This is a genomic window from Pseudoalteromonas sp. PS5 (assembly GCF_004103255.1).
GTDB classification, from domain to species: Bacteria; Pseudomonadota; Gammaproteobacteria; order Enterobacterales; family Alteromonadaceae; genus Pseudoalteromonas; species Pseudoalteromonas peptidolytica.
Genome location: NZ_RCSQ01000001.1, coordinates 1 through 11,611 on the forward strand (window position 1 = coordinate 1; position 11,611 = coordinate 11,611).

Annotated in this window: 11 protein-coding genes and 1 tRNA gene; 9 read left to right on the forward strand and 3 right to left on the reverse strand. The window is 42.2% G+C overall.

Annotated elements, in window-relative coordinates; genetic code table 11:
• Positions 1-211 precede the first annotated feature (211 nt).
• Positions 212-850 (forward strand): tetratricopeptide repeat protein, encoded by a 639-nt coding sequence (locus D9603_RS00005; RefSeq protein WP_125252089.1) that lies wholly within the window; start codon positions 212-214, stop codon positions 848-850.
• Positions 851-1,047: 197 nt separating this feature from the next.
• On the opposite strand, the gene D9603_RS00010 is transcribed toward D9603_RS00005, so the two are convergent.
• Positions 1,048-2,919: a sodium:proton antiporter gene (locus D9603_RS00010; protein WP_128729576.1), complete on the reverse strand. Its 1,872-nt coding sequence runs from the start codon at positions 2,917-2,919 to the stop codon at positions 1,048-1,050.
• 563 nt (positions 2,920-3,482) lie between these two features.
• Here D9603_RS00010 and proB point away from each other — a divergent pair.
• Positions 3,483-4,583 (forward strand): glutamate 5-kinase, encoded by a 1,101-nt coding sequence (gene proB / locus D9603_RS00015; protein WP_128729582.1) that lies wholly within the window; start codon positions 3,483-3,485, stop codon positions 4,581-4,583.
• A gap of 3 nt (positions 4,584-4,586) precedes the next feature.
• Positions 4,587-5,834, forward strand: a complete 1,248-nt coding sequence (locus D9603_RS00020; RefSeq protein ID WP_128729577.1) for a glutamate-5-semialdehyde dehydrogenase — start codon at positions 4,587-4,589, stop codon at positions 5,832-5,834.
• Between the two features lie 323 nt (positions 5,835-6,157).
• Here D9603_RS00020 and D9603_RS00025 read toward each other — a convergent pair.
• Positions 6,158-6,233, reverse strand: a tRNA-Ala gene (locus D9603_RS00025).
• A 129-nt stretch (positions 6,234-6,362) separates the two neighbouring features.
• On the opposite strand from D9603_RS00025, the gene D9603_RS00030 reads away from it, so the two are divergent.
• Together D9603_RS00030 and D9603_RS00035 are read left to right on the forward strand one after the other, a co-directional pair.
• Positions 6,363-6,758: a hypothetical protein gene (locus D9603_RS00030; RefSeq protein WP_128729578.1), complete on the forward strand. Its 396-nt coding sequence runs from the start codon at positions 6,363-6,365 to the stop codon at positions 6,756-6,758.
• A complete protein-coding gene (locus D9603_RS00035) occupies positions 6,755-7,261 on the forward strand; it encodes a prolyl-tRNA synthetase associated domain-containing protein (protein ID WP_125252085.1) in 507 nt (168 codons plus the stop codon). Before D9603_RS00030 ends, D9603_RS00035 begins: the two co-directional genes overlap by 4 nt.
• Here D9603_RS00035 and D9603_RS00040 read toward each other — a convergent pair.
• Positions 7,226-8,359 carry an MFS transporter gene (locus D9603_RS00040; RefSeq protein ID WP_128729579.1) on the reverse strand — a complete coding sequence of 378 codons (1,134 nt, stop codon included), beginning with the start codon at positions 8,357-8,359 and terminating at the stop codon, positions 7,226-7,228. The genes D9603_RS00035 and D9603_RS00040 overlap by 36 nt on opposite strands.
• 189 nt (positions 8,360-8,548) lie before the next feature.
• Between D9603_RS00040 and D9603_RS00045 the strand changes: the two genes are divergently transcribed.
• From D9603_RS00045 to D9603_RS00060, 4 genes are all read left to right on the forward strand, one after another.
• Complete coding sequence (locus D9603_RS00045) at positions 8,549-9,085, forward strand: DUF2058 domain-containing protein (RefSeq protein ID WP_125252083.1); 537 nt, start codon at positions 8,549-8,551, stop codon at positions 9,083-9,085.
• A gap of 73 nt (positions 9,086-9,158) precedes the next feature.
• Positions 9,159-9,482: a c-type cytochrome gene (locus tag D9603_RS00050; RefSeq protein WP_125252082.1), complete on the forward strand. Its 324-nt coding sequence runs from the start codon at positions 9,159-9,161 to the stop codon at positions 9,480-9,482.
• A gap of 118 nt (positions 9,483-9,600) precedes the next feature.
• A complete protein-coding gene (locus tag D9603_RS00055; RefSeq protein WP_128729580.1) occupies positions 9,601-10,368 on the forward strand; it encodes a class II aldolase/adducin family protein in 768 nt (255 codons plus the stop codon).
• A gap of 8 nt (positions 10,369-10,376) precedes the next feature.
• Positions 10,377-11,552: a mandelate racemase/muconate lactonizing enzyme family protein gene (locus tag D9603_RS00060; protein WP_128729581.1), complete on the forward strand. Its 1,176-nt coding sequence runs from the start codon at positions 10,377-10,379 to the stop codon at positions 11,550-11,552.
• Positions 11,553-11,611 lie beyond the last annotated feature (59 nt).

An 11,611-nucleotide genomic window follows, 5' to 3' on the forward strand; every position in this document is an offset into this window, starting at 1 on the left:
GTTATCGACAAGATTTTCTCGTTTCAAAATAGACCACTTAATTAAGAAAATTGGTATAAATAGCAAAATTTTTTCTTGCCTGTAGAGCGTAGGTACTATGGCGCAAGCGGGGTGCGGCAGCGGTGTTATCGACAAGATTTTCTTGCTTTAAAATAGAGCTCCTAATTAAGTGAATTGGTATATCAGTTAGCGTTACTTTGATGGGTTTTCAATGAACTACTTACTCCGTTATATTGCAGCACCAATACTGGGCGTTGCGCTAGGTCTTACAATACCTAATAAAGCATTTGCTGAAGAAGCTATTGAGGCTGTGCCCTTATATACTCAGCAAGAGTTGATTGAGCTTATTAATAAAAACCAACACCTTGCCCGCGTAAAAGCAGATGAGTGTCAGTTGGTGAGGGATATTGAAGCGCGCGCTGAAATAATGGCCCTACCATCATATCAATTTCTCTATGGCGATATGCTCGCTTATGCCGTATGCGTAGACCGTGATGTTGAGCTCGGGCTTTACTACATGAAAAAAGCCGCTGAGCAAGGTCTGGCAGCAGCACTTGAACAACTTGGCCGCTATTACGATGTTGGCCAGTTGGTGCAAGAGGATAAAGCGATGGCTGTGACTTACTTGAGAGAGGCGGCTGCGCTCGGAAATCTTAATGCCCAGTTACGCCTTGTTGATGTATTTAATGATGGCCATGGCAGTCCTAGAGACTATGAAGATGCCTACCGATGGTTATTTCACTCTGCAGTTGCAGATAAAAAACTGCATAAGCGTATTCAAATTGCACTTGCTCAGTTAGCCCAAAAGATGCCTAGCAGCGTAGTAAAACGCGCTAGGCTGCCGATATAAGCTGTAATATCCGTATGCCCAGTAATACCAATTTGACTTAATACTTACTCAATTTGAAGGAGTAAATCTGACGCTAACGTCGTTAAATTTTTCTTATTTAGAACAACTAAATAGCAGAACGCGGTAGCAAGGTTATCGACAAGATTTTCTCACCTCAAAATAGACCACTTAATTAAGAGAATTGGTATAAACTAAAGTTACGTAATTTGTTGATTACTCAGCTTTGCACCAATTTGCCCTTCTTTACTGATATTCGGATCCTTTAACACCGTTAGTTTTGGCGGCTGCAGTGCAATGATCTTATCGCCTTCTTCTGGTAGTTTCTTCATCTCTGAAGTGAATGGGCGGATCAATAAAGGCTCTTCATCCTTGTTTTGCTCAGTTAGCACAAACAAAGGTATTGCTTCACAATTAACCTCTTTATACTGCTCCCAATCAAATTCATCAGAGATCCGAGTTACACTTACTTTTCCACCTTTGGCCATCATACTACTGAGTTTGGCGTAGTTACCTTCGTCGCCGAATAAAATCTGACGTGAAAGAAAAGTCGCACTGTCTTTGTTTGCTTTCGCATGATTGGTAGATGACTTGAGGGAGTAAACAAATTGCTCTCCAAGTAAGTGTGAGAAATACTGAACTCCAAGTGCATTGTGGTGACGATTAGGAGAAAGTGCCAACACAGATTTGAGACTGGTGAGCGGAAGATAGCGCTCTGCATGCTCTGACTGGGGGTTTCCATAGTAACAGGGTAAGCCATCCATCCTTGCCATTTTACAGTTTTCCCAAGCTGGATCTGACAAGTAAACATCAACATTTTGATCCTTTAAGCCTTTTGCAATAGCTCGCGCAACATGATTTGCACCTATAATAAGTAAGGTGTTTGGCTTGGGTTGACGAACTCCTAAAAGGCGCGCAAATGGTGTTGCGGTTAAGCTTTGTAATACAACGGTGATAATAATTACTGTAAAGATAAGTGGTACCATTTTATCAGCATCAGTAATCTCAGACTTGGCCATACTAAGTGCAAAAACAGACCCAACTGCAGCAGCAACAATCCCTCGTGGGGCTATCCAACTAAGTAAAATACGAGATTTAATCGGTAAGTCGGTATTAAATGTTGATACAAATATGGATAGTGGACGAGCAACAAACAATACCACAGCTAAAAAGATGAACACATCCGTGTCCAGTAGCATTAAATCTTCGAGCTTGAGTCGCGCTGCTAATAAAATAAATAGACTGGAAATGAGGATCATAGAAAGATCTTCTTTAAACTCCAACACAGAATCTATTTCTAAGTCGTCTTGGTTTGCTAGCCATATACCGAAAATGGTGACGGCAAGTAGACCTGACTCGTGGCTAAGGTGGTTTGATATGGTAAAGCTAAATAGCACCAGAGCTAAAATAGCGAACTTATGTAGCTCGAATGGCAGCCATTCCTTACGAATTAATAAACTGGTTAAAAAACCAGAGATAACACCGATGCTTATTCCTACACCCAAGGTGGAAATGAGCGCCCAGAGTGTGTGACTAAAGATCCCTTCACTGCCAACTAAAGAAACGGCTTCAAATACTAATACTGCAAACAAAGCACCGATCGGATCGATAACAATGCCTTCCCAGCGAAGTATACGATCTATGTCTTTATCGGGGCGCATTGCATTTAACATAGGAGCTATAACGGTTGGGCCGGTTACGACTAATACCGCGCCTAGTACAGCTGCAACTTGCCAGTTAAGCTCTAGTACCAGAATTGCGGTTGTCGCAATCACCGCGAATGTGGCTAGCATACCAATCGAGCATAGGTTTCGAACGACTTTACCGATCCCTTTAAGCTCTTTAAAGTGAAGGGTAAGCGACCCTTCAAAGAGAATAACTGCGACAGACAGAGACACGACAGGAAAAAGCAAGTCACCTAGCAGGGCATCTGGATCGAGCGTTCCACTAAAAGGACCTACTGCTAATCCTATCAGTAGTAAAAACAAAATAGCAGGAACCTTAAAGGCCCATGCGAGCCATTGGGCGATTACAGAACATACTGCAATACCTGCAATGTAGATTGCTGCCATAGATTCTCCTAGTTGGAATATCCCAACATTTTTATCAGTATAGCCATCATCCAGTTATAACATAGTTTGAATGAGGGGAAAGTGAATAAATAATTGAAAATAGGCTGTTATTAAGTTTATTTATAGTCGTCATAAATAATTAATATGTGTGAAGGTTGCAATCTGACCTAAGCTTACGTTACGGTAATAAAACTCAAGGCGTGAGCGAGCTTACGCCACCTTTAAAATCTACTCATTACGCAATTATTCATTGCGGTACAGCCTTTTCAGCCGCACCAAACCATGGTGGCCTCTGCTGAAAACGGCTCGACGTCGAGGTTTAAATACTTGGTGTCACAATCAATCTTCTATTAGTGAAATGTCAGCCAACTACTTTGTGTGTTGTGTCTGGATTTAGCATGTGTGGCGATTAAGCATATACATTTTTTGTCGCACGTCTGTTTGTTTTATCTATTTGCCGGCCGTTTTGGTCGAAGCATTGCGCTTTTCTGTTGTCTTCTAGTAGAAGGTATTTGAGTACCCTTGTGTGAGTGAGTGGTGAATTTAAGCAGGAATTTATGTCGATGAAACAATCAAAGCGTATCGTTATCAAAATTGGAAGTGCATTAATTGCACCTGAGCAAGATGGTTGCCGTTCTCGCTACTTACTCAGCATCGCGCAATTTATAGTGCGCTGTCGGGCCCGAGGTATTGAGGTTATCTTGGTTTCCTCAGGCTCTGTTGCTGCAGGGTCACACTTATTTCCAAATTCAGATCATCCAAGTATTGCGGTTAAAAAAGCAATGGCCGCAGCAGGACAGACAGAAATGATGGCGACATGGGATCGTTTCTTCGACTTTCCGTCAGCACAGATCTTATTAACTCATGGTGACTTGCGTGATAGGGAACGATATACCAGTATCCGTGAAACAATATTCACTTTACTGGAGCACGGAATACTGCCTATTATCAATGAAAATGACACGGTGACCACCGATAATTTGAAAGTTGGAGATAATGACAACCTATCAGCTATGGTTGCTGCTGCGGCAGATGCTGATGGCTTGATTATCTGCTCTGACGTCAGTGGGTTATATACTAAAAACCCCAATTTACACGCTGATGCAGTGTTGATTTCAGAGGTGACAGAGATCACAGAAGAAATCTACGACATGGCCGGGTGCCCAACAAGCAAGGTAGGTACTGGCGGGATGAAAACAAAAATTGAAGCGGCCGAAAAGGCAACGTCTCACGGTATAGACACATATATTGTCAATGGTTTTGAAGAGACCACTTTTGAACAACTACTGGCAGGTAAAAATCCTGGCACTGTTTTCACCGCTTATGACAAACCAATGCAAGAGGCTGTACATTGGATGACTCACACAGCATCCGAACAAGGTGAGTTGGTTGTAGAAAGTGATTATGGTGAAAGTGATAATCAGGTTGTTGGGCAGCTTAGTGGTGATGAGATAGCTGAAGTGAAAGGAGAATTCTCTGTAGGGGATACCGTGCTGGTGCGTAGCAAAGATGGTAAGCGTCTCGCGAAAGCAACGACCAACTATAGTAGTTGTCTACTTAGCTTTTTAACCGAACATGAAGAAAGTCCGATCAGCGAAAAAATTCAAGACAGCATTGGGCCCGTTATTTCAGAACAAGATATTGCATTATTGGAGAAGTCTTAAGGTATGAGTTTAATTACAGATATTTCATCACAAGCAGCAACAGCTGCAAAGAAGTTAGCATTGCTGTCTACAGAAGAAAAAAATGCAGTCCTTACAGATATGGCCAAAGGTATTCGTGAAAACAGTGAGGCAATTATCACTGCTAACGAAGCTGATTTAGCTGCAGCGCGTGATAATCAACTTAGCGATGCCATGATAGATAGATTGACGCTAAACCAAGCGCGTATCGAAAGTATGGCTGAGGGCATCGAAACGATTATTCAACTAGACGATCCTGTCGGTGCACTGCGAGATATGGGGGTAAGACCAAATGGCATTAAAATTAGCAAAATGCGAGTGCCACTTGGTGTTGTTTGCATGATTTATGAAGCACGCCCGAATGTGACAGCAGATGCTGGAGCATTGTGCTTTAAATCAGGTAATGGTGTGATTTTAAGAGGCGGTAAGGAAGCGCTTTGCAGCTCACTAGAGATTGCCAAAGCGATGCACAAAGCGCTAGAAAAGCACGGCTTGCCTACTGCGCTTATTTCTGTAATTCCAGATCCAGACCGTGGTTTATTAATGGAGTTGATGCAGCAAAAAGACTATATCGATTTGATCATACCCCGTGGTGGCGAAGGGCTGATCAACTTCGTTACACAGAACAGTACAGTACCCGTTATTCAGCACTTTAAAGGCGTTTGTCACTTATACATTGATAAGGATGCTGATTTGGACAAAGCACTGGCCTTGCTATTAAATGGTAAGACTCAGCGCACAGGCGTATGTAATGCACTTGAGGGGCTTATTGTTCACCAAGATATTGCTGCAGACTTCTTACCCAAAGCGGCTGCAGCGTTGGCTGAAAAAGGCGTAAAAATAAATGCGTGTAAGCAAAGTGCTGATTATTTTGAGTATGCAGTGGTGCTGAATGAAGATGAGTTTGGTGAAGAATATTTAAGCTTAGAAATTGCGATACGACAAGTTGCAGACTTTGATGCGGCACTTGCACATATCGACCGCTTTGGGAGTCACCACACTGAAGTTATTTGTACAGAAAACCAAGCGACAGCAGCGCTGTTTCAACGTGGTGTCGACGCATCAGTTGTGATGGTAAACGCATCCTCTCGTTTTAGCGATGGTTCAGCGTTAGGTCTAGGTGCTGAAATTGGTATTGCGACAACTAAATTACACGCCTATGGGCCAATGGGTCTAGAGTCTCTTACAACGGAAAAGTTCTTAGTAAATGGCGAAGGCCAAGTAAGAGAATAGTGTGAATTAATACCAATTTGACTTAATATTTGCTCAATTTGAGGTAGTAAATCTGACGCTAACAGCGTTAAAAATTTCTTATTTAGAACAACTAAATAGCAAAATTTTTGCTTTGCCTATATAGATGTAGGTACCTTAGCGAAAGCAGGACACGGTAGTGAAGTTATCGACAAGGTTTTCTCGCGTTAAAATAGACCACTTAATTGAGAAAATTGGTATAACACAGAATAATGACATAAGTAACTGTAAAGCTCGGGTCAATAGACTTGGGCTTTTTTCTTTTTTAGGTGGTATTAGGATGAAAATAAAGAAGGAAAGAAAAGTGGTGGAGCTAAGCAGGATCGAACTGCTGACCTCCTGCGTGCAAGGCAGGCGCTCTCCCAGCTGAGCTATAGCCCCACGTTTCGTCTTCTAGACGAGTCGAAATTTAATCATTTTTTATTTACTCGTCAACCCTTGGCAAAAAATTTCGCTATTTTTTTGTAGTCTTTGTTACACTGAACCGAAAGAATAATTATTAAGTTAGCTATGTTTCAACGTTGCCTGTTTTTTGTTATTGCATTTAGTACACTCGCTGGATGTGCATCTAAGTCTGACGAACCTGTGCTAGTAATTGAGAAACAATCGCTCCACAAACGTCAGTCAGCGTCTGGTGAGCAAGAGTTTGCATTTATTGTGACGGTAGAGGCAACTCCAAGAATGGAATTGGACTCAAGCAAGCCAATGTCAAGGCGCGAGCTTAAACGTTTTGCTGAGTTTGAACGCATAGAAGATTCACCCGCGCTCAAACTCAAGCTCGAAGAACAAGCTGTTGCGTTATTAAAGCCTGCTTTGGCTAGCGAGCGCTATTGTGGCGCAGGCTATAAAATTACCGATGTTTATTGGCGCCAACGTAGTGTACAGCTTAGAGGCCAGTGCTTGTGATTAGAAACAATCCCGAAGCATTGGCAAAGCAGTTAGCTACATTAGGTATCGACTACCTGAATTACGATCATCCTCCTTTACATACGTGTAGCGATGCCGATGAGCTGGGATTAGTAAGAGAAGGGACGCGCCTGAAAAATCTTTTTTTGCGAGACAACTATGGAAAGCGCCATTTTCTTTTTATTATTCCTGCTGATAAGCAAGTCGATTTAAAAGCGTTATCAAAAGCGCAGGGACTATCTCGATTGGGTTTTGCTTCCAAAGAGCGATTAGCAAAATATTTGGGTGTTGAACAAGGCTGTGTTTCAGCTCTTGCCCTTTGTAATGATAGCGAGCAAAAAGTAGAGCTGTGGCTCGATAGTGAACTACAATCTGCGATGCGATGGCAGTGCCACCCATTAGTGAATACTAAAACTTGGGTTGTGACTCTAGATAACCTAAATCATTTTTGGCAATCAACGGGGCACTCACCGCGCTGGTTGGATTGCATTTCTAAGACTTAAGCATAGCCCTAATGTGCATACTGCAAAAAGTGACACGGCAAACCAGTTTAATCCTGCATACTCATAAATGAGGCCGGGTAGGTAGGAGCCGAGTACTCCACCCGAGTAATAGAAAGATACATAGGCGCCATTTGTTACCGTTGCGGGAGCTTGACTAATACTGTTAGCCAGCGGTGCTGCGGTAGTGTGGATGACAAACATACACGCGCAAAAAAGTGTAAATAACAGCACAAAAAAGACGAGTGAAGCTGTTGGTAAAAGCGCAATAGTTGTAGCGTAGATAAAAAACACTATGGCCAGAAATTGCCATGTTGATTGAAATCTATTTTGTAGCCAAGGCGTAATTGTCGAGCCTAATGCTCCCACTAAGTAACCCGTATAGACCCAGCCTACTTTACTAGGGTCGGTTAACTTAAAGTCATACTTGAGTATAAAGGGTAAAAAGTTAAGTAAGCCAGCAAAGCAAAAAAACATGCAAAATATCGAGCTATATAGCCGAACTAGGCGAGCCTGCTTAAGTGGCGCTAAATAGTCTTTAATCTTAGTTGCAGTAATGATAGGTGGTTTGTTTTTACTCGCGCTAATGCTAAAAGCAAGTACTATCAACAATAAAGCGTTAAGATAATAAAAGCTCTGCCATTCAAACCACACTGCAAAATTTGCAGCCAATGTACGACCAAAATAACCCCCAGCGATACTGCTACCAATATACAGGCTCATATTTGTTTTCAACAATGTTCCACTAAATTGTTGGCCTATGTAGCCCGTCATGGCGGTAAGTGCAGCTGGTAACAATAACCCTTGGATCAACCTAATTAATAACAGTCCAGAGAATGAGTCTACAGATGCAAAAGCAAGGTTGCTTAACGCCAGTAACAGCATTGTCCACTTTAAAATTTTCAAGGGATTAGATTTGGCAAGTATTAAACCATAGCAAATTGGGGCAATGGCAAGCGGTAGCATGGTTGCAGACATCAGCATTCCAGCATCGGAAGCGGACACCATAAATTGCTCTGAAAATTCAGCTAATAATGGTTGTGGTGCGTACAATACAAAAAAGATTGCAACAGAGCAGAGTAGTAAATGGGTGATGGGCATTGCGCTGGAAAGCTTTAAATTTTGATGACTTAGCTTAAATTAAAGCAAACTAGTTGACAATTTTTTGCGCTATATCACGATGTTATAGAGTAATTTTGATAGTTTTACAGTGAATTGGCGTAATTACTCACTGGTCAATCAAAATTGCTGAGTTAAAATAGTGAAAAGTCTATTTTACGGAGTTGCATTATGGGTTCACTGCAAGAGCAGTTGCTAAAAGCTGGCCTAACAACTGAGCACAAAGCGAAAGTTGCGAAAACGCAAAAGCGTAAGCAGCAAAAGAAAAAAAAGAAGGGCGCGACAAGCGACCAAACCGATCTTCAAAAGCATATTGAGCAAACCAAGCTTGAACAGCAAAAACGTGCTGAAGAGTTAAATCAAGCCAAGTTAGAGGCGCAAAAAAACAAAGAGCAGATAGCTCGAGTAAAACAGATCTTGGAACATCACAATCAAGATGCTATCCGTGGAGATGTCACCTTTAACTTTACTTATCAAAATAAAGTTAAAGAGCTAGACGTAAACGCTCAAACACAACAAGCCTTAGCTAAGGGGCGTTTGGCCATTTGTGTATTAGAGGATAAGTTCTACGTATTACAAGATGAACCAGCAAGAAAGATTGCTGAGGTAGACGAAAAATATATCGTTTTCCATGTAGAGGACAATCAGCAAGGTGATGAGGATGACCCTTATGCTGACTTTGAAGTCCCAGATGATTTGATGTGGTAGTGATTAGGCTTAAGGTCAAACTTTAGTCTACACTGACTTACAATGTTAACCGTCAACAAAAAAGAGTAATGATATGAGCAAGATGAAAAAACTACTAGTAGGGACTGCTGTGGCTATATGTGCACTTGGTTCAACAAGTTCAATGGCTGCTGATGGTAAAGCGCTATACACAGCTAAAATGTGTCAAACCTGCCATGGTGCAGAAGGTAAAGCTCCAATCATGCCTCTGTATCCAAAGCTAAACGGTCAAAACAAAGAATACTTAGCGGCACAGATGAAAGACATCAAGTCGGGTAAACGCAACAATGGTATGTCGGCTGCAATGAAGGCGATGGTTGCGAATGTTTCTGATGCAGAAATTGATGCTATTGCAGAGTATCTATCTAAAGTTGAATAACAACATCAGCTCGACGTTAAAAATAAAAAACACCGTTCGCGGTGGTTTTTAGTTGAAGATATAATTAAGCTATTTTAGACTTCTATACATCCAGATGTGGAGTCAATAAGGGATCCCCATGTTCGAATTACCTCAGTTAAATCTAAAAGACAAAGTAAGCGCAGATGAATGGCAACTGCGTGTTGACCTTGCAGCTTGCTATCGACTGGTTGAGCACTTTCGTTGGGGAGACTTAATTTATACGCATATGTCGGCGCGTTTACCAGGGACAGACCATTATCTTGTTAATGCCTTTGGTTTGACGTTTGATGAAGTGACCGCCTCCAACCTGGTGAAGGTTGATTTGCAGGGGAATATTCTTGATGACACGCCATTTAAAATTAACCCTGCGGGCTTTACTATTCATAGCGCAATCCATGAAGTGCGAGAAGATGCGCATTGTGTTATCCATCTTCATACCAAGGAGACGATAGCTGTCGCAAGCCTAGAATGTGGGTTACTGCCGTTGAGTCAGCATAGTATGTTCTCCTTACCATCGTTATCGTATCATGGTTACGAAGGCTTGGCGGTCAATATGGATGAGAAAAAGCGCCTGCAAGATGACTTGGGCACTACAAACCATATGCTCTTAGTAAACCATGGTGGTTTGACGGTAGGACCAACGGTAGGTGACGCCTTTATGCGTTTTTATGACTTACAGCGTGCATGCGAAATTCAAGTTGCGATTCAAGCAACGGGACAAAAAGCGGTACCTGTACCACAGCCCATTATTGATAATATTTATAATCAAGCGAATGTCGTGCACAGCGGTAGCACCGGTGGCCAACTTGCTTGGCCTGCAATGCTTCGTAAAGCTTACCGCTTAGACCCAAGCTTTGCTCAATAGGAGTCAACATGAAAGTTAATCGCGTCGAAGTCTTCGATATTCATTGTCCAGATAGACCTGCTTGGACACCGGTTTTTGTACGTATTCACACCGATGAAGGTATTTCAGGAGTAGGTGAAGCAGGCCTTGCATACGACCTTGGTCACAGCGCCGCGGCCAGTATGATCAAAGAAATGGCTGAAGCTTTTTTGATTGGTCACGACCCTTTTCAAACTGAGTTGCTCTGGTCACGTATGCTCAGAGAAAGCTTCTGGGGTTTAGGTGGGGGACCTGTGGTTTATGCGGCGATGTCAGCAATAGATACCGCGCTTTGGGACATCAAAGGTAAAGCTTTAAATCTACCGGTTTATCAGTTGCTTGGTGGTAAAGTGAACCCTGAGCTTCGCACCTATGCCTCACAATTACAGTTTGACTGGGATAGCGAGTTTAAAGCATTGGTGCAACCACACGAATATGCCGAAGCGGCACATAAAGCCATTGCTGAAGGGTACGATGCGGTTAAAGTTGACCCGATTCAGTACGATAAAGATGGCAACACTTATTACGATAGAACAAAGCTAATTTCACGCGCAGAAATGAAATTATACCGTGCGAGAATGCAGGCTATTCGTGAAGCGGTAGGCGATGAAGTGGACATTATTTTTGAGTGCCACAGCCTACCAGGCGCGACATCAGCTATTCAAATTGCGGATATCGCTGAAGAATTTGATTGTATGTATTATGAGGAGCCTGTGAATTATCTTAACCACTCTTTACATGCAAAGGTAGCAAACAAAACCTCTGTGCCAATCGCTGGTGGTGAGCGATTGTATAACCGTTGGGGTGTCCGTCCTTATTTTGAAGATCAAAGTATTGATGTACTACAGCCAGATATTGGCTTATGTGGTGGTTTTACAGAAACCAAGAAAGTATGTGACTACGCCGATATCTTTGATATTCGTATTCAGGCGCATGTTTGTGGCGGGCCAGTCGCAACCGCGGCTTCATTACACTTAGAAACCGCGATCCCCAACTTCCTGATCCATGAGCACCATACTTATGCAATTAAAAAGTGGAACAGAGAATTGTGCTTGCAAGATCCACAACCTAAAAACGGTATCTTTAGAGTGTCAGAAGAGCCGGGGCTTGGTATTGAGTTAAACGATGAAATCGTAATGCGCTCAGCCCGTGTTGAAATTAAGTAGGTATCCGACGCTAACAGCGTTAAAATTTTTTATTTAGAATAACTAAATAGCAAAATTTT